This window comes from Pukyongia salina (assembly GCF_002966125.1).
GTDB lineage: Bacteria > Bacteroidota > Bacteroidia > Flavobacteriales > Flavobacteriaceae > Pukyongia > Pukyongia salina.
Genome location: NZ_CP027062.1, coordinates 964885 through 984457 on the forward strand (window position 1 = coordinate 964885; position 19573 = coordinate 984457).

General features: G+C 41.7%; 18 protein-coding genes. 15 read left to right on the forward strand and 3 right to left on the reverse strand.

Going from position 1 to position 19573, the window contains the following annotated elements; all coding sequences use genetic code 11:
* Positions 1-6: 6 nt before the first annotated feature.
* Together C5O00_RS04315 and C5O00_RS04320 are read right to left on the reverse strand one after the other, a co-directional pair.
* Positions 7-366, reverse strand: a complete 360-nt coding sequence (locus C5O00_RS04315; protein WP_105215261.1) for a YraN family protein — start codon at positions 364-366, stop codon at positions 7-9.
* 141 nt (positions 367-507) lie between these two features.
* Positions 508-1410 carry a S66 peptidase family protein gene (locus C5O00_RS04320; RefSeq protein WP_105215262.1) on the reverse strand — a complete coding sequence of 301 codons (903 nt, stop codon included), beginning with the start codon at positions 1408-1410 and terminating at the stop codon, positions 508-510.
* 123 nt (positions 1411-1533) lie between these two features.
* Here C5O00_RS04320 and C5O00_RS04325 point away from each other — a divergent pair, with 123 nt between their 5' ends.
* The 4 genes from C5O00_RS04325 to C5O00_RS04340 all read left to right on the forward strand — a co-directional run bounded on the left by C5O00_RS04325 (position 1534) and on the right by C5O00_RS04340 (position 8194).
* The gene (locus C5O00_RS04325; protein WP_105215263.1) at positions 1534-3003 is read left to right on the forward strand and encodes a DUF1800 domain-containing protein; all 1470 of its coding nucleotides are present in this window, start codon (positions 1534-1536) and stop codon (positions 3001-3003) included.
* Positions 3004-3010: 7 nt separating this feature from the next.
* Positions 3011-4630: a DUF1501 domain-containing protein gene (locus C5O00_RS04330; RefSeq protein WP_105215264.1), complete on the forward strand. Its 1620-nt coding sequence runs from the start codon at positions 3011-3013 to the stop codon at positions 4628-4630.
* Positions 4631-4761: 131 nt separating this feature from the next.
* A complete protein-coding gene (gene metG, locus C5O00_RS04335; RefSeq protein WP_105215265.1) occupies positions 4762-6825 on the forward strand; it encodes a methionine--tRNA ligase in 2064 nt (687 codons plus the stop codon).
* Between the two features lie 100 nt (positions 6826-6925).
* Positions 6926-8194, forward strand: a complete 1269-nt coding sequence (locus C5O00_RS04340) for an acetyl-CoA hydrolase/transferase family protein (RefSeq protein ID WP_105215266.1) — start codon at positions 6926-6928, stop codon at positions 8192-8194.
* Between the two features lie 29 nt (positions 8195-8223).
* Here C5O00_RS04340 and C5O00_RS04345 read toward each other — a convergent pair whose 3' ends face one another.
* Positions 8224-8808 carry a tetratricopeptide repeat protein gene (locus C5O00_RS04345; RefSeq protein WP_105215268.1) on the reverse strand — a complete coding sequence of 195 codons (585 nt, stop codon included), beginning with the start codon at positions 8806-8808 and terminating at the stop codon, positions 8224-8226.
* Between the two features lie 1004 nt (positions 8809-9812).
* Between C5O00_RS04345 and C5O00_RS04350 the strand changes: the two genes are divergently transcribed.
* From C5O00_RS04350 to C5O00_RS04400, 11 genes are read left to right on the forward strand one after another with little or no spacing between them, the layout of a single operon-like run.
* Entirely contained in the window at positions 9813-11564 is a 1752-nt protein-coding gene (locus C5O00_RS04350; RefSeq protein WP_158676776.1) for a glycosyl hydrolase family 18 protein, read from the forward strand.
* Positions 11561-11878 carry a hypothetical protein gene (locus tag C5O00_RS04355; RefSeq protein WP_105215272.1) on the forward strand — a complete coding sequence of 106 codons (318 nt, stop codon included), beginning with the start codon at positions 11561-11563 and terminating at the stop codon, positions 11876-11878. The genes C5O00_RS04350 and C5O00_RS04355 overlap by 4 nt, the downstream gene beginning before the upstream one ends.
* A 4-nt stretch (positions 11879-11882) precedes the next feature.
* Positions 11883-12461, forward strand: a complete 579-nt coding sequence (locus tag C5O00_RS04360) for a contractile injection system cap protein (RefSeq protein WP_105215274.1) — start codon at positions 11883-11885, stop codon at positions 12459-12461.
* Between the two features lie 7 nt (positions 12462-12468).
* Complete coding sequence (locus C5O00_RS04365) at positions 12469-13272, forward strand: hypothetical protein (RefSeq protein ID WP_158676777.1); 804 nt, start codon at positions 12469-12471, stop codon at positions 13270-13272.
* A 15-nt stretch (positions 13273-13287) separates the two neighbouring features.
* Positions 13288-15582: a contractile injection system sheath protein gene (locus tag C5O00_RS14620; protein ID WP_244593027.1), complete on the forward strand. Its 2295-nt coding sequence runs from the start codon at positions 13288-13290 to the stop codon at positions 15580-15582.
* Positions 15583-15616: 34 nt separating this feature from the next.
* Positions 15617-16081 carry a phage tail protein gene (locus C5O00_RS04380; protein ID WP_105215278.1) on the forward strand — a complete coding sequence of 155 codons (465 nt, stop codon included), beginning with the start codon at positions 15617-15619 and terminating at the stop codon, positions 16079-16081.
* A 47-nt stretch (positions 16082-16128) separates the two neighbouring features.
* The gene (locus tag C5O00_RS04385; RefSeq protein ID WP_105215279.1) at positions 16129-17745 is read left to right on the forward strand and encodes a contractile injection system sheath protein; all 1617 of its coding nucleotides are present in this window, start codon (positions 16129-16131) and stop codon (positions 17743-17745) included.
* A gap of 34 nt (positions 17746-17779) precedes the next feature.
* Positions 17780-18244, forward strand: coding sequence for a phage tail protein (locus C5O00_RS04390; protein ID WP_105215278.1), 465 nt, complete (start codon positions 17780-17782; stop codon positions 18242-18244).
* Positions 18245-18246: 2 nt separating this feature from the next.
* On the forward strand, positions 18247-18753 hold the full coding sequence (locus C5O00_RS04395; RefSeq protein WP_105215280.1) for a phage tail protein: 507 nt from the start codon (positions 18247-18249) through the stop codon (positions 18751-18753).
* Between the two features lie 2 nt (positions 18754-18755).
* Positions 18756-18914 carry a DUF5908 family protein gene (locus tag C5O00_RS14455; protein WP_158676778.1) on the forward strand — a complete coding sequence of 53 codons (159 nt, stop codon included), beginning with the start codon at positions 18756-18758 and terminating at the stop codon, positions 18912-18914.
* A gap of 1 nt (position 18915) precedes the next feature.
* Positions 18916-19572: a CIS tube protein gene (locus C5O00_RS04400; RefSeq protein ID WP_105215282.1), complete on the forward strand. Its 657-nt coding sequence runs from the start codon at positions 18916-18918 to the stop codon at positions 19570-19572.
* Position 19573: the final 1 nt, after the last annotated feature.

Below are 19573 nucleotides of genomic sequence, written 5' to 3' on the forward strand. Positions count from 1 at the left end.
CACTATTCAGAAATGATAAAAAGCATTTTTAAAATGCTCTACACACTCCTGCTTATTGTTTTTTAATACAGAAATGATATCAAATCGTACTTCCAGATCGATCCTATTAACTACTACGTATTCATTCGCAGCTCTTACCAAATGTTTAATTTTTCGGGGATTCACAAAGCTTTGCGGATCTCCAAAAACTATGCTGTTTCTGGTCTTCACCTCAACTATCACCAGTTGATTTGAATTTTCGGCAATGATATCGATCTCGGCTTTTTCGTAGATAAAATTCCGACATAAAATCCTGTACCCGTTCTTCAACAAATATTGAACTGCCAGATCCTCACCAAGTTTTCCCAGTTCGTTATGATAAGCCATTTTTCAATTTGCAAAAAATCATAATATTAGGTCCCTAGAATTGGGCACTATTGGTCTGATTTCATGAAATATGGGTATGGTCATTACATCGACAAGAGAAGATGATCCCTCTCATTTGATAACGGCAAGCCTTACAAATTCTTAAGAAGTGAATTGCAGTGCAACATCGGGTCCTGTAACAGTTAACTGTACATTTCGGCCCATGATTAATGCCCGGTTATCATTTACATGGCCTGCAGGGAAATAATAACAAACAGGGAAGTTGTACTTAGAAACAATTTCTTCCACAATTTCTTCGGCCGTTTTCCCGTATGGAATGGTATTGTCGTTCATATCGGTAAGTCCTCCAATGATCAATCCGTTCAGGGAATTGAAATAACCATTTCTTTTTAAATTCTGAAGCATTCTGTCAACATGGTACAGATATTCGTCCAGATCTTCCAGGAATAAGATCTTACCGGCTGTATTTAATTGTGAGGCACTTCCGCATAAAGAATACAAAACAGACAGATTCCCTCCCACCAGGACTCCTTCGGCCGAGCCGTTGCGGGAGATCCCAGATATATCCGTATACCTAATTGTATATGGTTTACCAAACAGTAATTCCTTCAATGATGTTGCCGTCTCTACAGTCTTTTTATCGATATCCAAAGGCATTTGCGCATGCAGGGTTTCCACTCCTCTGCCATTAAGGTGAGCATGAAGTACGGTAATATCGCTGTATCCAATGATCCATTTTGGGTTGGCAGCAAACTTCTGAAAATCGAGTAGGTCGATAATACGTACTGTACCATATCCCCCTCTGGCACACCAGATCGCTTTTATCTGTTCATCATCCAGCATTTGCTGAAAGTCCCTGGCTCGTAACGCATCTTCACCCGCAAACTGGTCCTTTTCGGCACCTATACTCTCGCCAAGTTTTACTTTCAGGCCCCATCGTGCAAGCAGATCCAGGGCCGGTTGTAATTCAGTCTTGTTTACTTTTCGGGCCGTGGAGACGATCCCAATAGTATCGCCAGCCTGCAAATAAGGTGGTGTTACCATATATTCTTTTCTATTCTTAGTTTAAAAACTAAAGTTAGTCTTTTACGTTAAATTTAGGCCTGGCTTACCATAAATAACTATAATTCAATATATTTAGCTGTCTCGAACTTAAAAAATACAGCTATGGAAACAATTGCAGCCCCATCTTGCAATGCTTCAACTTTGGCGGCATACGTGCCTTCCGCTCAAAATCCCTGGAATGTAAGTAAGATTAAACATGTATATCGCAGGTTAGGGTTTAGTGCTTCCCAAGACACCGTAGACCTTGCCCTGCCAATGAGCCCGGGCCAATTTATCGACTCTCTTGTGGATGCAGCCTTCGCGCTACCCCCTACCGCTGCTCCACCATGGGGCTACTGGGCATTGGGAGATTTTACCGATTACGAAACGGAGAACGAACAATTTATATTCGACTGGCGTATTCAGGCGGGAAACGACTTTATGACTGAAGATCTTCGTGGACGCCTTTCGGCTTTCTGGATGAACCATTTTGTCACCGAACTGGAAGTGTATTTTTATGCGCCTTATTTATTTCAGTATTACAACACCGTTCAAACGCACGCATTGGGGAATTTCAAAACCTTCGTGCACGATATAGGAATTAGCAATGCCATGTTACTTTACCTGAACGGATATGAAAACACCAATGTAAACCCGAATGAAAACTACGCCAGGGAATTATACGAACTCTTTACGCTGGGAGAAGGAAATGGTTACAGCCAGACAGACATTATAGAAACTTCCAGAGCCCTTACCGGTTATAATCACTGGACCGAATTTGGAGGCCAGATCTATTTCGATGTAAGTACTCACGATACCGGACTTAAAAGTATTTTCGGCCAGGATGGTAATTGGGGGTATTCGGACGTGATCGATATTTTATTCCAGGAACGCGGACTCGATGTGTGTAAATTTATATGCACAAAGCTTTATAAATACTTCGTGAGCCCTTCTGTGGATGCTCTAATCATACAGGACATAATTGAGCCCCTGGCTCAAACCATGATGGCAAATAATTACGAACTGGTTCCTGTATTGAAACAACTATTTAAAAGCGAACATTTTTTCGATGAGCGCGCTATAGGCGTGGTGATCAAGAGTCCTTTCGACACGATTTTCGGCTTTGTTAATGAGACCGAGTTCTTCTATGATACTAGTATCATGGATGCCTTTCTGTATTATTCAGGACTTATGGGGCAGGAAATTTTCAATCCCCCAGATGTTGCCGGTTGGCAACGGGATGAGGAGTGGATTAATACCTCTACACTTACCGGACGTTGGGAGCTAATGGAGCTATATGTGACCTATCTCTTCGGAAATGGATACGAACTTACGTTGACCGATCTGGCCAAAGCCCTCACCAATAATAGCAACGACCCCTATTATATCACCCAGGTACTGGTAGATCATTTTGTTCCGAAGCAATTATATACCATTACCGACTACGACATAGCCACAGACATCTTTAAATGGGATGTCCCGCAGAACTATTATGACAACGGAACCTGGAATTTAGATTGGTCTACAGCACCCTATCAGGTTACCTTGCTGCTAAATCATATAGCACGAATGCCCGAATTCCAACTTAAATAACCTGCTCATGTGTACGAATCATAATTTTAAGAAAAAAGAAGCTACCAAGGACCAAAAGCTTATTCACGATCAGGAACATGCCGAATGGAGCAGAAGATCATTTATCCAGGCGCTGGGGCTTGCCGGTGGAGGTAGTATCATGTTGGGGAATGCTGCAGTAACAGCCTCCAAACCTTCTCCGCTTTCAGTGGCACTCGCCGAAAGCGAAACAGATCGTATCATGGTAATTATAAGGCTCAAAGGAGGAAATGACGGCTTGAACACCATAGTACCCATTTACGATTATGCCACCTATGCCAATTTGCGACCAACGATCCGGCATCAACAAAGCGAACTTACAAACCTGAATGCAGACTTTGCCATTCCCAATTATATGAGTAGCCTCGAAGCCATGTGGGGAGAAGGGCAAATGAAAGTGGTACACGGTGTTGGATATCCGCAGCAGAATCTATCTCATTTTCGTTCATCGGATATCTGGGCTTCGGCAGCAGATACGGTCATCGAACCTACCGGATGGTGGGGCCGCTATTATGAACATCTGTATCCGGACTACCTCATAAATCCCCCGGAAGTTCCACCTGCAATACAGATTGGAAGCATAGGCAACCTGGTATTTGAAGGCCAGGAAACTAATTATGCGTTTTCTGTTGCCAATCCGCAACAATTGGAGAGCGTCGCCCAAAACGGGCAAATTCACGACCTCTTGGATATCCCAGAATGTGTATATGGTGATAAATTATTCTTTATGCGCTCCACCACAAATACAACCTTTACCTACGCAGGTGTGATCAACGACGCATACATGAACTCGACGAATCAAGCCACTTATAGCGACGAAGATCTGGCCAGCCAAATGTCTATTGTGGCAAGGATGATCAAAGGAGGGTTGGGGACCAAAGTATATATGGTCACCCTGGGAAGTTTCGATACACATGCCAACCAGCCCGATGAGCACAGGGCGTTACTGGAAGACCTGTCTGATACTTTACAAAGTTTCTATACAGATCTGGAAGCAGCCGAAATGCAGAATGATGTGCTCTGTATGACCATTTCCGAATTTGGCCGAAGACCTTATGAGAATGGTTCTAATGGTACAGACCACGGCGCTGCTTCGCCTGTTCTTTTATTCGGGCCGGGGCTTAATGGAAATGGATTTGTGGGAACCCATCCCGACCTGTTAACCTGGGACAGCCATGATAATCTCATCCCTACGGCCGATTTCCGTTCTGTCTATTCCAGCGTACTTACCAATTGGTTTTGTTTGGATCCAACAGTGATCGATCTTATTCTGCTTAATGAGAATTACCCCGAACTGGACCTGGGAATTAATTGTGATTCGTTGTCGAATACCGATTTTGGCAATGTAACCACTTTCGTTCATGCGCCGGTGTATAAAAATAACAGGGTATACATTGAAATGAACATGACCAACACCAGCCATATCGATCTAAAGCTCTACGATATAATGGGAAAAGAACTGGGAACCCTTAAAAATGAAGTGCTGTTCCCCGGTGTACATTCGGTAGATGTTAAAGCTGCATTAGGCTCCAGGCTAAGTTTTGGACAGTATATATACCGAATTTCTATGGGAGGCCAGTTTTACAGTAAATCACTCCTTATCAAATAGTCGCATTTTCTTTTTTTATATGAAAAGTCTTCTGTTCGCCGGAAGACTTTTCTCTTGTTACCCTATTTGAACCGAAGATAAAATCGCTATTTTTGTGCCTGTTCACAATCAAGTCTGAATTTCTATAGTAAATGAACGATCCCAAGAGAATTACCATAACAGCCGCTTTACCTTATACCAATGGCCCTGTACATATTGGCCATTTGGCCGGAGTCTACGTACCAGCCGATATATATGCACGATATCAGCGTCTAATAGGAATGGACGTTGCTTTTGTTTGCGGTAGTGATGAGCACGGCGTTCCCATTACGATCAAAGCGAAAAAGGAAGGGATCAGCCCACAGGAGGTTGTGGACAAATATCATGAGATCATAAAAAAATCTTTCGAGGAATTTGGGATCACTTTCGATAATTACTCTCGAACCTCGGCGAAGATACATCACGATACGGCTTCAGGATTTTTCAAAAAACTTTACGATGACGGAAAGTTTGTGGAGGAAGTGACCGAACAATTGTACGACGAAGAAGCAAATCAATTCCTGGCCGATCGCTTTGTAGTAGGTACCTGCCCCAAGTGTGGTTACGAGGAGAGTTACGGAGATCAATGCGAGAATTGCGGAACTTCACATAATGCCACAGATCTTATTAACCCCAAAAGTGCTATCTCGGGCGCAAAACCGGTGAAAAAGGAAACAAAACACTGGTTTCTGCCACTGGATCAATACGAGGATTGGCTGAGAGAATGGATTTTAGTGGGCCATAAAAAAGATTGGAAAACCAACGTGTACGGGCAATGTAAATCCTGGATCGATGATGGATTACGCCCAAGGGCGGTTACTCGCGATCTGGATTGGGGAATTCCTGTTCCTGTAGATGGTGCCGAGGGAAAAGTACTCTATGTTTGGTTCGATGCACCCATAGGATATATCTCTTCCACGCGTGAATGGGCAGAAAGAGAAGGAAAGGATTGGGAACCATATTGGAAAAGTGAAGACACCAAGCTGTTACATTTTATAGGTAAGGACAATATTGTTTTTCATTGCATCATCTTTCCAGCCATGCTTAAAGCTGAAGGAAGTTATATAGTGCCGGAGAATGTCCCTGCCAACGAATTTTTAAACCTGGAAGGAAATAAAATATCCACGAGTAAGAACTGGGCAGTATGGCTGCATGAATACCTCCTGGAATTTCCCGGTCAGCAAGATGTGCTTAGGTATGTCCTTACGGCCAATGCTCCCGAAACAAAGGACAACGATTTTACATGGGCCGATTTCCAGGCCAGGAATAACAATGAATTGGTGGCTATCTTCGGAAATTTCATCAATCGCGTGGTGGTGCTAACGCATAAATATTACGATGGAGAAACCCCACAGCCATCCGAATTCTCTAACGTAGACAAGGAGACCTTTGATGAACTCCGGGCTGCTCCGGAAGTTGTCGCAAGTTCTATAGAACGGTATAGATTTAGAGAGGCGCAGGCAAAACTTATGGATGTTGCCCGACTTGGAAACAAGTACCTGGCCGACGAGGAGCCGTGGAAAACAATCAAAACAGATGAGGCAAGAACCAAAACGGTGATGTATGTCGCACTGCAGATCGCAGCAGCGCTCGCGGTTCTAAGCGAGCCTTTTCTGCCTCACACTTCAGCCAAACTAAATCGTATCCTGGGAAATAGCATGAGGGATCTTGTTACTAGCTGGAAGGACATTTCAGAAGAAAAAGAACTCATTGCGCCTGGGCATCAAATTGGGAAAGGTGAATTACTTTTCAGTAAGATAGAGGACGAAAAAATTCAAGAACAACTTGCAAAACTTGAAGCCAGTAAAAAAGAAAATAAAGCTATGAATGCAAGCGTGGAACCACAGAAAGATGTTATTACTTTCGATGACTTTACAAAACTGGATATGCGGGTGGGTACTATTGTTTCTGCTGAAAAGATGCCCAAAACCAAGAAACTTTTGGTTTTAAAAGTAGATACGGGCATAGACTCGCGTACCATTGTGTCTGGTATAGCCGAAAGCTTTACCGCCGAGGAAGTGGTGGGGAAACGTGTTACTGTATTGGTTAACCTGGCTCCACGTGCTTTACGGGGAGTGGAAAGTGAAGGCATGATCTTAATGACCGAAACTCCCGATGGAAAATTGGTATTTGTAAATCCCGACGACGATGTCCCAAATGGAGTAAAAATTAGTTAGTACGCAATTAGCGTTAGGATAAATTCTTCCAAAATTGACTTTCGTCATAACTGCTTTATTGGATTAAACGGTAATTTGCATTCAATATAATTTTGATCCCATGAGAATTGTTACTGCAGAAGAAGCCGTTTCCATTGTAAAAAGTGGAGATACCGTATTTTTTCAGGGCGCCGCCATGACCCCTAATCTCCTAATAGATAAGCTTTGCGATAGATACGAGGAACTTAGTGATGTAAAGATCGTGCAGATCCATACAGAAGGGAAAGCTAAGTATATGGAAGAACCTTACGACGCTTCCTTTAATATTTTCAGTTGCTTTGTTGGTGGCAACGTGCGCAAAGGTATTAATAATAACAAGGGAGACTATATCCCAATTTTCCTGAGCGAGATACACCTTTTATTTCGACGAAACATCATTTCACTGGATGTAGCTTTTATACAAGTTTCTCCACCGGATAAGCACGGTTATTGTTCCCTAGGTGTCTCTGTAGATATCGCTTTGCCCGCACTCGAAAAGGCAAAAAAAGTTGTGGCACTGGTAAATCCCCGTGTACCCAGAACTCACGGTGATGGCATCATACACATTAACTCAATTGATTTTGGAGTACACATTGATACCCCACTTCATTATGCATCCTTAACCGAACCCTCTGAAGTTGAGGAGAAGATCGGGCAACACGTAGCCGGGCTTGTAGAGGACGGAGCTACCTTACAAATGGGGATTGGGAATATCCCGAATGCTGTACTTAAAAACCTCACAAATCATAAAGGCCTGGGAATCGACACCGAAATGTTTAGTGACGGAGTACTTCCTTTAATAGAACTAGGGGTGATCACCGGGGAGCATAAGAAAATAAAACAGGGAAAGATCGTAACGTGTTTTGCGGTAGGTACACAACGTCTGTATGACTATGTGGACGACAATCCCAGTGTTCATTTTAAAGAGGCCGCTTATACTAACGATACCCATAGAATTAGATCACAGCCAAAAGTAACTGCCATAAACAGTGCGATTGAGATTGATTTCACCGGACAGGTTTGTGCAGATACAATTGGTCCGTATCAGTTTTCGGGAGTTGGCGGACAAATGGATTTCATCCGTGGTGCGAGTTTGAGTGAAGGAGGTAAACCCATTATTGCCATGCCCTCCACCACTGCCAAAGGAATCTCAAAGATAGTTCCTTACTTGAAACAAGGTGCAGGGGTGACCACTACGCGCGCGCATGTGCATTATGTAGCAACCGAATACGGCCTGGTAAATTTGTTTGGAAAGAGTTTGAAAGAAAGAGCCAATGCATTGATCTCTATTGCACATCCCGATCATCAGGAACAACTGGATAGGGAAATGTTTGAAAGATTTAAACTGTAATAAAAATCCCCCGGTGATATCGGGGGATCCTACAAAAGGTTGTTGAGTCGATCAGACAACCATTTAGGTATTGAGCTTTCGCGTACGGGTTCTTTTGGGGTTTCTTCGATCTTGCGTGTTCTGTTGTTTACAACTTCACGTTTTTTCTTAACCCTTTTAATCACCTCATCCACATAATATATAAACTCACCGTTCATAGCAAATTGTTTTGCATCTGTAAGTGAATCCAAAGATTCATTATATATGGCTTTCGCTTCGAAAAGCTGTGCCTGCGCAAGTTCAATTCCTGCTCTGTCGATACCTTTTACGGTCCTGGCAAACTCTATCAACTTCTGAGCTTCATCGAAATCTTCGTAATTGATGAGCAAGCGGATAAAATCCGGATAGACATTTGGAATATCCAGACGGTTTGCTAGAGCACGCTCATAGTAAGATCTCGCCACTTCATATTCACCAAGTTGCTCGTCCTGGATCTTTGCCATGAGACATAAGGCCCGAACGTTCTCAGGATCGTATGTTAAAGCATAGTTTAAACTTTCGAGAGCTTGCGCCAATTCGTAAGGATATGCTTCCAATGCTTTAAAAAGGTATAAATTAGATGTATTAGCCTCCATTCTGTTTTAATTAAATGATTTGAATTTGTCTTTCCTTCTGTTGCAGAATGTGCCATAATTACAAGGCAAAAAAAATCCGAAACAGTAAGGTGTGCTTCGGATCTTACATAGCAATATTGATATTACTAATATTTGTTCCGAAGCCGGGTCGTTACTTGCTTTTCATTTACATGAAAATCGGTCGTGTACATAAATAAACACATAGCTTCTATAATTTTAATTTTTAATTCAAAAGAAACCATCCTGGATGTAACTTCTGTTTTTAGTTGTGATAATTTCGGATGCAAAGATGAGAACAAATTTTAAATTTCAAAACAATTTAATCATTTTATTTATTTGATTTTCAGGTACTTAAAGAGTTTTTATGCAATAAAGATCCTGTCCGCGAATTGCAGATTATCGGACAATCTCACAACGATTTGTGCATTAGCCGGTTAACTTCCAAAAGTGAATTCTTTTATGTTTTTGATTATTCATTCATATTCAGAAAAAAAATTAAAAAAAAACGTCCGAAAATATCGGACGTCCTTAAAATATATGATTCAGTACAATATTTGTCTCATAATTTTAATACATAACGCCCGGTATCGCACGACCATTTTACGGATGCGCGATAGTGGAACAGGTTTATACGCTCAAGCGGATTATGTATTCTATTAGTGTTCATTGTCATGCAAAAATAGAAGATTAATTGGTACAGGCAAATGTTATAGATAGCACAACATAGATCCATTTTATTACGTATAAACCCTTAAATTAATTTCATTAGGCTGTTTTATAACGAATTACGTATAACTACTTATAGGTACTTGCATTAAATCTTCATACTATTACTATGCAAAATTATCAATAAAACTAACCAGCCTTCTTCTTCGGAAAAAGTACGTTTCGATAATCCCTGCAACTTATTATTAAAATTATCCTAGAGCACAATCAATGTGCTCCTTTTTAACTTAACCGGATAGAACGTGTTACAACGATCTCACATACTGACTCTTCAGTTATTGGTCTCAATACTAATATGTGTTATCTCTAATGGCAATAAAATTTATGGTCAGACCTTAGATACGATTTGCACACCTGAACTCTCTGAAAAGAAGATACTTTTCGGACTCATCAAGGTAGATGAATTGTCTAAAGCCGAAAAGAAATTTAGGAAACATCACGAATATGCAGGACAGCAGGGGCTCGAGAAAAACTACACTATCAACTATGATTCTTTAGGGCTAAAAGTATCGCCTTATGTGCGAACCGATACCATGGCTTTGAAAAAAGAAGTCTTTGGATGGTATCCATATTGGGATAAAGATCTTCATAAGTCGCTTAATTATTCACTGTTAACCACCGTGGCATATTTCTCATACGAAGTGGACCCAAACACCGGAAAGGCCAAGAGTATTCACGACTGGACCTCTACTCCGCTAGTAGATTCTTTACAATCCAATAAAAAACGCAGTTTGCTCACAGTTACCAATTTTGGCAAATCGGCAAATAAAAAACTACTTAAAAATAACAAAGCTGTAAACACCCTTATCGCCTCTCTAAAGGAATTAATTAAAGACAGGGCGGATGGAGTGTGTATCGATTTTGAGGACATTCACAATCAGCAAAAAAACGACTTTTCAAAATTTATCACTCTCCTTAGACAGGAGTTGGACAAAGAAGATAAGGAGTACAAGATTTATATCACTGTGCCAGCTGTTGATTGGGCCAAGGCCATAGATTATAGTGCCCTCATTCCCATAGTTGATCAATTTGTGATCATGGGATATAATTACTACGGAAGTGAAAGTAAAGTTGCCGGCCCGGTCGATCCTATTTGCAGCGGTGATATCTGGGAACCCTTTAACCTAAATTCTTCGGCAGACTACTACCTGGAACAAAAGATACCGTCCACTAAATTAATTATGGCATTGCCATTCTACGGGCATATATGGGAGACTAAAACCGGGGCGATCGGTTCGGCGGTAGACAGATATGTTGGGCCAAGAACCTACGAATATATTAAGGCCAAGTTGGGTAATTCGCAGCTACGTATCGACCCGATAAGTAATACTGCCTATTATAGCTATATAACTACCGATAGCAGAGGTAAGAATCAATTTAGACAATGCTGGTTCGACACGAGCACTACCCTAGCATCAAAGTTAGAAATGATACGAGAAAAGGATCTTAATGGCCTGGGTATTTGGGCCTTAGGATATGACAAAGGTTATAACGACTTATGGGAAAGTATTGAAGAAATTATGTGTGAAAAACGGGATAGTCTTCCTTTTATCACTCAAAATGGTACAAACAATCACGTTACAGATTCTTCGGCAACAACCAGCGGTTCTAATGGAGCGACTGTGCTAAGTCCCGGCACGAATAGGGGGGCAACAAAAACTACAGAAACGAAGAAGGGAACAGCCGACCCTTCCTTCTGGGATAAATTAAAAAGTCTTTCACAATCACTTCAGAATATAAAAGAATACCAGTCTGTGTTATTATTTGCCCTTGCCTTTCTGGTTGTTTTTGGAGGAGCCGGTTTTCTAATGGCTATGTTTCATCCCGAAACCAGAATGTACTTTTTCAGCAGTCGAGCTTATACCTTTTATTATATGGCATTTATTTTCCTGCTGGCATTGTTTATTCTAAGATGGCAGGGTGTAATTGATAACGCAGTTCTGGCAATGGTCGCAGGATTTATGATAGGGGCATCGGGCATATATTTTGTAAACCGATATGTTCAGAAAATTAAAAGAGAATTACCATGAGTGGAACGCTGGCAGACGCAAAGGCAGCGATGGCTGCCGAGGAAGGAAAACTAAAGAAATTTCTGAAAGCCGTTAAAAAATTTATGGCAAAAGAATTTTTATGGGTGCTTTTCGCACTAATCCTGGCAGCTCCCATGGCCTTCATCTTTAAATACCTTTTGGATGAACTGGCAAGTGGTGTGACCATCGAATATATATGTGAAATGCTCGGCGAAATTCCCTTATTCATGGGGTGTTACATGGTAAGCATCGCCGGGATCTATTTTGCAAGAGCAACTCAGGGGGCAATTAAAACATTAGTTTCTAAAAAATAAAAATATGATATCGAAAGCACTTTCATTTTTAACCAAATTCCTGAACCAGGAAATAAGTCTGAAATATGGACTGGACACCGATATGGTGGTGCCTAGCAGCCTCACAAATCCGGATGGAAGTATCGCCGATAACGTGCATAATAAGATCGTTTTATCCATAATCAATGTGGAACATGAAACCTATGTGAAATCTAGTGGAAATTTCAATGTGAAAACCGGAAACACTTATGGCAAGATCGCACCCCCGGTACACCTCAATATATATTTACTGGTGTCCGCCAATTTTGACTCCAAGAATTATCTGGAAGCCCTTAAAATGTTATCGGCGGTCATTACGGTGTTTCAGGCCAACCCCTATTTTACGAGTGATGTAAATCCGGAAATGCAGGAACCATTAACCAAACTAACGCTTGAGATCATGAATTTACCAGTGAATGAGTTGAGTCATATCTGGAGCGGGATAGGAGCAAAGTATGTGCCTTCCTTATTATACAAGATGAGGATGATCACCTTAAGTGACGAAAGAATTAAAAAACAAACCCCGTCGATATTTGGTCTTGAGGGGAAAGCAGATTCTAAATAATATGACCGTGACGTATTTTAAATTTCTCGAATTAGAAATAACTCATTCGTTTTATCCGAATGGTGTTTCCGAACATTTTAAAATTTCTCCTTTGCCTATATCGGAAAGGGATGTTCAGAATTATAATATCAAGATAAATGTAAATAGGAACATTTTTACCTTTTACTGTGGTATTTCAGAAACTGAAAATTTCGATCTGGCTGAAGCACTCAGTGGGTTAAATACGCTTCATTTTCAGTTCTATCACGAGGATAGTAACTTTAAAAACTACACCTCCAATATCCCGTTGAACAATACCGATATCCTGTATCTGAAAAACAGCCCCGGAGAAGAAGAGTTACAACTCGATCATGCTCCGCCAAATGGAGATCTCCCACTTTATACAATAGGAGTGTTACTGCTTGATATCCATGATATAGTTAGCGAGAATGATCCCAACAAAAAATTAAAACTCTCCTTTAAATCGCGAGAATTACTGTGGCAATATCAAATTATCTTAAGGGAGAATATGAAAGTGGAAGAGGGCGATCTTAAGATCGAAGGCATTTATAATGAGACCTACGAAGGGCCCGTAAAAAAACAACTTTCCCATGATGTTTCCGCGTTGGTAATGACATCGAATATTCCCTTGCCATTGAAGTACACTATAACGAATTATCCCTTGTTAAAACTAAGATACACCAATACACAACTCAATGTAACAAAAGACCTGGAAATTAAGCTGCCTAATCAAATTCCGGAGTCCATTCTCGGAGAGGAACGAGACGGAGCAGTTATTCCTTTACTAGCAACAGCAATAATATATGTATAACTTAAATCAAATTTTATGTCAACAACAATGAAAACCCCGGGGGTATATATCCAGGAACTGGATGCCTTTGGGAATTCTGTGGTACCCGTAGCAACCGCCGTACCGGCGTTTATAGGGTATACCGAAAAGACCTCCTTTAACGGAAAGAGCCTGGTGAATAACCCGGTGAAGATAACCTCCCTGGCGCAATTTCAGTCTATTTTTGAGGACCAGGACCAGGATAAACGACCAAAGATCAAATTTTCGATCGATAATATCGCAAGTGTGAATCTTGGAGGTAGACGATTGTTTGTTGATAAGAGCAGCCCGGCTAACACGTTGGGAGTTGCGGGCGATCTGTACTTTGATCAGACGAAGATCTACACCAAAGACGTTAACTGGTCGCCTGCCGGAGCGGACGTATTAACAGGAACCACAGCTCCAACCAGTTCGGATGGTGCAGATGGTAACTATTATATCGACACCAAGGCCGAAAAATGGTACGGTCCAAGAAAAGGTGGAGAATGGCCTAAAACCACGTTCGATCTTTTAACAGGAAAAGTTGCTCCTGATAAAACCGTTGGTGAACCTGGAGCCTTCTACTACGATACAGCTGCGAAAAAAACGTATGGCCCCGCGAAAGCCGCATGGTCCACCGGAGTTAATGTGCTCAAAGGCACGGCAGCTCCAACCGATGAAGGTGCTGTTGGGAATTATTTCTTTGATACCAGCGCCGTTAAACTCTATGGCCCTAAAAAGGGAGGAGAATGGCCTAAACCCATTGGGACTGTTATTTCCTCAACAAAAGCGCCAACTGCCAACGACGGTGGTGATGGAGCATATTTTATCGATACGGTGAAAAAGAAAGTATATGGCCCGCGAGCTGGCGACACCTGGCCCGAAATAACAAACCCTGCTATAGGAACAAAAGCTCCAACCGAAAGTGACGGCGCGCCTACTTCCTACTATGTGGACACCACAGAGAATCTAATCTATGGACCAAAAGGAAAGGATACGTGGCCACAATCCGGCTATGATGTTAGTCCGCAACCTGCAGACTATGAATACGCAGGTACAAACTATTACATATCGAATGTTACCAGAATTCACAGATTGCATAGTGCCATGCGGTTCTTCTATGCGAATGGCGGAGGAGACTGTTATGTTTTAAGTGTTGGAAAAGTTGGATCAGACCTGGACGCCAATGACGTAACTGGAGCAATAGATCTGTTGAAAAAAGAGGCAGAACCAACCATGCTTGTAATTCCGGATGTCGTGGAATTTAGTTTAGACGAAGCCTATTCTATACAGGGATATATGATCAATCATTGTGGCGCAGAAATGCCAAGTCGAGTTGCTATTCTTGATATTCCAAACGGCTACAATGAACCGGAAGATAATCCTACAGCCAGTGTAGATGTTTTTAGAGATCGGGTAAGTGGGACGGTTCAGAAGAGCAATAGTTATGCGGCCGCCTACTACCCCTGGCTACATACCACAGTTTATCAGTCTGCGGACGTATCGTATAAAAATCTCATCGAGGATTCGTACGCCAATGTCGCCACCTTATTAACCACAGAGTTCACAGATCCTGTAAAAGGAATTAGTGTCGATCATGCAAATGCGATCAGCTCTTTTACCAATAAAGGGATGAGCGATGACGGAAAACTTACCATCGATGAGGCAGATGCTGCGCTTCAGAATTTAAGCAAGCAGTATCCCATACTCTTGGGAAAAGTGAAACGCCAACTTAATCTCATGGCACCAAGTGCCGCAATGGCCGGCATATATACGGCGGTAGATAATGCAGATGGTGTTTGGAAGGCTCCTGCTAATGTAGCTGTACAGAATGTAACCGCTCCCGCGGTGAAGATCAACAACGATATGCAGGAAAATTTAAACGTACCGCTTAATGGTAAATCTGTTTGCGCGATCCGTTTCTTTAAAGGTATGGGCAATATGGTTTGGGGTGCGAGAACCCTTGATGGTAACTCTAACGACTGGAGGTACGTCAATGTTCGCCGCACACTTATTTTCCTGGAGCAATCCATTAAGGAAGCAGCCAAAACCTATGTGTTCGCGCCAAACGATGCAAATACATGGGTAACTGTAAAGAGCATGATCTCGAACTTTCTCACCGGCGTATGGAAACAGGGAGGGCTCGTGGGTCCGAAACCTGCGGACGCCTATTCGGTAAGTGTTGGATTAGGGACAACTATGACCAATGAAGACATCCAATTAGGAATCATGCGAGTGATGGTGAAAGTAGCCGTATCACATCCGGCCGAATTCATTGAGATCACCTTCCAGCAACAAATGCAGAAAGCATAACTAACTAATTATTAACTTATAAAAATATAAAATCATGGCAGATGATGGATCAAAACAAGGGAGTACGTGGCCCTTACCAAAGTTTTACTTTACTGTAAACCTTGGTTCACAGGATAAAACGGTTTCATTTCAGGAAGTTTCCGGACTGGACACCGAAACACAGCCTATCGAATACAGGCATGGAGATAACAAAGTGTTCTCTACCATAAAGATGCCGGGCATTGTAAAGACCGGTAATGTAACCCTCAAAAAAGGAATTTTTGTGAACGACAATAATTTCTGGAAGTGGTATGACGCAATAAAGATGAATACCATAAAACGGGAGACAGTAGTGATACAGTTACTGGACGAATCGGCTAAGCCAACAATGACCTGGACCCTCAGCAACGCGTGGCCTACCAAAATTACCGGTACCGATATGAAATCGGATGCCAACGAAGTAGCTGTGGAAACACTGGAACTTGCTCACGAAGGACTCACTATTGCCAATGGCGGATAGTAGTCATCACAGACAAACAACAATTAATTAATTTAAAAAACTAAATCATGTCAACAATACATAAAACCCCCGGCGTATATATTCAGGAACTGGATGCATTTGGAAACGCCGTTGTACCTGTGGAAACCGCAGTTCCGGTATTCATTGGTTATACACAAAACACGAGTTACGGAGGAGAAAGCTTATTGAAACAACCGATTAAGATCTCATCTTTTGCAGATTTCCTCACTTATTTTGGAAGTGAAGCTCCGCATATCAAATTCGATATTGCCGAAGATCCTGCCGAAGACCCGGATTTTTCCTTCGGTGATAAGAATTATGCCATACAGGCTGCCACGGTAAAATACCGTCTATACGGAGCGCTCAAATTCTTCTATGCCAATGGAGGCGCAGATTGTTTTGTAATGAGTATAGGAGCTTATAAAGATGGGCTCACAAAATTCGACTCTACTACTCCATTTACGGATGCGTTAACCTTATTGAAAAAGGAATCCGAACCAACTATGGTTGTGATCCCGGACCTTGTTGAATTTGAAGCAGCCGATGCCTATACCATTCAAAATGCAATGATCAATCATTGTGGGGATGATATGCCAAGCAGGGTAGCGTTACTAGATATTCCGGGAGGATATGAGGAAAAGGACATCAAGGAATCGACCGTAGATAAATTTAGATCGGGAGTAAGTCCGATCAACGCGAAATCCAATAGCTATGCCGCTGCGTATTACCCCTGGTTACACACTACTATTTTCCAGGAGTCGGATTTTTCGTATAAGAATTTAACCGATGATGCTTTTCAGGTATTGGACAAGGCTCTGAGAGCTGAATTTAACGTGTCTAATGCTCCCGTATTGGATAGCACCAACAAGAACGGGCAGAAAATTTTTAATAAAGCGAGAGATTTCGACGTGAAGATTTCTTATCTAACCGCTCAGGATTATAAAGGAGATTACGATGCAAAAAAATTTCCTCTATTTAAAAAATTGGGCGACGACCAGGCGAAAGAACGCAAAATGGCCGATGATGCTATTAGAAATCAGAGTTCCTTTTATACGAAGGTATTAGATCATGTACAGCGAACCTTGAATTTAATGCCTCCTAGTGCAGGAATCGCCGGGGTATTTACATCGGTAGATAGTACCGAAGGAGTTTGGAAGGCTCCGGCAAACGTCGCTATGCAAAGTGTGATCGCACCGGCAATTAAAATAAACCACGACATGCAGGAGGACCTCAATGTGCCCCTGGATGGTAAGTCGGTATGCGCAATTAGGGCTTTTAAAGGAATGGGAAATATGGTATGGGGTGCGAGAACCCTTGATGGTAACTCTAACGACTGGAGGTACATCAACGTTCGCCGCACACTTATTTTTCTGGAGCAATCCATCAAACAGGCTGCGAAGGCTTATGTGTTTGCACCCAACGATGCAAATACATGGGTAAATGTACAAAGCATGATCTCGAACTTTCTCACCGGTGTATGGAAACAAGGAGGGCTCGTGGGTCCGAAACCTGCAGACGCCTATTCGGTAAGCGTTGGGTTAGGTAAGACTATGACCAACGATGACATTCAGAACGGACGAATGATCGTCGCCGTAAAGGTTGCGGTATCGCATCCGGCCGAATTCATTGAGATCACGTTCCAACAGGAAATGCAGAAAGCTTAATCAAATTAATAATCTAATTTAAAATTATATAATCATGGCAGATGATGGATCAAAACAAGGGAGTACATGGCCCTTACCAAAGTTTTACTTTACTGTAAACCTTGGTTCACAGGATAAAACGGTTTCATTTCAGGAAGTTTCCGGACTGGACACCGAAACACAGCCTATCGAATACAGGCATGGAGATAACAAAGTGTTCTCTACCATAAAGATGCCGGGCATTGTAAAAACCGGTAATGTAACCCTCAAAAAAGGAATTTTTGTGAACGACAATAATTTCTGGAAGTGGTATGACGCAATAAAGATGAATACCATAAAACGGGAGACAGTAGTGATACAGTTACTGGACGAATCGGCTAAGCCAACAATGACCTGGACCCTCAGCAACGCGTGGCCTACCAAAATTACCGGTACCGATATGAAATCGGATGCCAACGAAGTAGCAGTGGAAACACTCGAACTTGCTCACGAAGGACTCACTATTGCTAATGGCGGATAATTATGAGTAATGAGTATCCCCTTGCAGCATTTTATTTTCGATTGAGCTTCAACGGCCTATCGGGATCGGTCGATTCTTCGTTCAAAGAAGTCTCCGGAATTAGTATGGAGATGGATACAGAGGAAATTACAGAAGGTGGGAATAATAGTTTTAAACATCGTGTTCCTACCTCTGTAAAATTCTCGAATCTTGTCCTCAAACGGGGAATGGTCTCTAAAGACTCCCCTTTGGTGGATTGGTGTATCAAAACTTTTGGAGGAGGTCTTGCTGAATATGTGGAAACCAAGAATATCGTGGTTAGTTTATTAGATGAAAATGGCGATCCTATAAAAGCCTGGAGCTTTGCGAATGCCTGGCCCGTAAAATGGGCGGCATCAGATCTCAATTCGATGAATAACGAAGTGGCCATCGAGACCCTTGAATTTTCGTATAGCTATTTTGAAGAAACGACGATAAGTGGAGGTGACACCTACGACCCGGACACTCTTTTTGAAAACTTATTTGACTAAAAATGGCTATTGAAATTCGAGAATTACTTATAAAAGTAAAGATAGATGAGCCTCTGAACAACAGTTCGGATGAATTGGCTTTTCAGAAAATGAAACAATCCATTTTAAAGGAATGTAAGAAGGAAATAAGAAAACAATTAAGGAAAAATAAAGATCGTTGAGATGAGCCTAAATAAACTAAAATTGATCGCGTATAAAAATAATAAGTATTCGGGTAAGGGACAATCCAGTTGCACGGTAGAGATCAATCCGGCATCTTATAGTCATTCCCATCAGGTTAATTATAACAATACAACCTCCGAAGGGGCACCCGGAACTCCTTTAAAATTTAAGGGTATTCCGCCAGAAACAGTTTCATTCGAAATCTATTTCGACGCCTCTGGCGCTATTGCAGATAGCAAAACACCATTAAAGGTACAGATAGACAGGTTTAAAAAAGTATGTTTTGATTATAATGGAGACATCCATGAACCTAATTACCTGATCATTTCCTGGGGATCACTTGTTTTTAAATGTAAACTCACTTCCCTGGACATAAATTATACCTTGTTCAAACCAAATGGATCTCCCATTCGTGCGAAAGCCTCTGTGAAATTTGAGGAGGCTAGCGACGTAAATACAATCGCAAAAGAAGCAAATAAGAAATCGCCCGATCTTACCCATAAGGTTGTAACCCGTGAAGGAGATACACTACCCCTTATTTGCTACGATATCTATGGTGATAGTAGTTATTACCTGGAAGTTGCGAAGTATAATAACATTGCCAATTTTAGAAATCTAATCCCCGGTACAACCCTTTATGTACCCCCAATAAAATAAT

What these genes read in the sequence shown, in the direction of transcription:
- C5O00_RS04355 (WP_105215272.1), top strand. Translation starts at nt 11,561, where the DNA reads ATGAGTGGAACGCTGGCAGACGCAAAGGCAGCGATGGCTGCCGAGGAA.
- C5O00_RS04340 (WP_105215266.1), top strand. Translation starts at nt 6,926, where the DNA reads ATGAGAATTGTTACTGCAGAAGAAGCCGTTTCCATTGTAAAAAGTGGA.
- C5O00_RS14455 (WP_158676778.1), top strand. Translation starts at nt 18,756, where the DNA reads ATGGCTATTGAAATTCGAGAATTACTTATAAAAGTAAAGATAGATGAG.
- C5O00_RS04315 (WP_105215261.1), bottom strand. Translation starts at nt 366, where the DNA reads ATGGCTTATCATAACGAACTGGGAAAACTTGGTGAGGATCTGGCAGTT.
- C5O00_RS04345 (WP_105215268.1), bottom strand. Translation starts at nt 8,808, where the DNA reads ATGGAGGCTAATACATCTAATTTATACCTTTTTAAAGCATTGGAAGCA.
- C5O00_RS04360 (WP_105215274.1), top strand. Translation starts at nt 11,883, where the DNA reads ATGATATCGAAAGCACTTTCATTTTTAACCAAATTCCTGAACCAGGAA.
- metG (WP_105215265.1), top strand. Translation starts at nt 4,762, where the DNA reads ATGAACGATCCCAAGAGAATTACCATAACAGCCGCTTTACCTTATACC.
- C5O00_RS04325 (WP_105215263.1), top strand. Translation starts at nt 1,534, where the DNA reads ATGGAAACAATTGCAGCCCCATCTTGCAATGCTTCAACTTTGGCGGCA.
- C5O00_RS04400 (WP_105215282.1), top strand. Translation starts at nt 18,916, where the DNA reads ATGAGCCTAAATAAACTAAAATTGATCGCGTATAAAAATAATAAGTAT.
- C5O00_RS04385 (WP_105215279.1), top strand. Translation starts at nt 16,129, where the DNA reads ATGTCAACAATACATAAAACCCCCGGCGTATATATTCAGGAACTGGAT.
- C5O00_RS04320 (WP_105215262.1), bottom strand. Translation starts at nt 1,410, where the DNA reads ATGGTAACACCACCTTATTTGCAGGCTGGCGATACTATTGGGATCGTC.
- C5O00_RS04390 (WP_105215278.1), top strand. Translation starts at nt 17,780, where the DNA reads ATGGCAGATGATGGATCAAAACAAGGGAGTACATGGCCCTTACCAAAG.
- C5O00_RS04395 (WP_105215280.1), top strand. Translation starts at nt 18,247, where the DNA reads ATGAGTAATGAGTATCCCCTTGCAGCATTTTATTTTCGATTGAGCTTC.
- C5O00_RS04330 (WP_105215264.1), top strand. Translation starts at nt 3,011, where the DNA reads ATGTGTACGAATCATAATTTTAAGAAAAAAGAAGCTACCAAGGACCAA.
- C5O00_RS14620 (WP_244593027.1), top strand. Translation starts at nt 13,288, where the DNA reads ATGTCAACAACAATGAAAACCCCGGGGGTATATATCCAGGAACTGGAT.
- C5O00_RS04380 (WP_105215278.1), top strand. Translation starts at nt 15,617, where the DNA reads ATGGCAGATGATGGATCAAAACAAGGGAGTACGTGGCCCTTACCAAAG.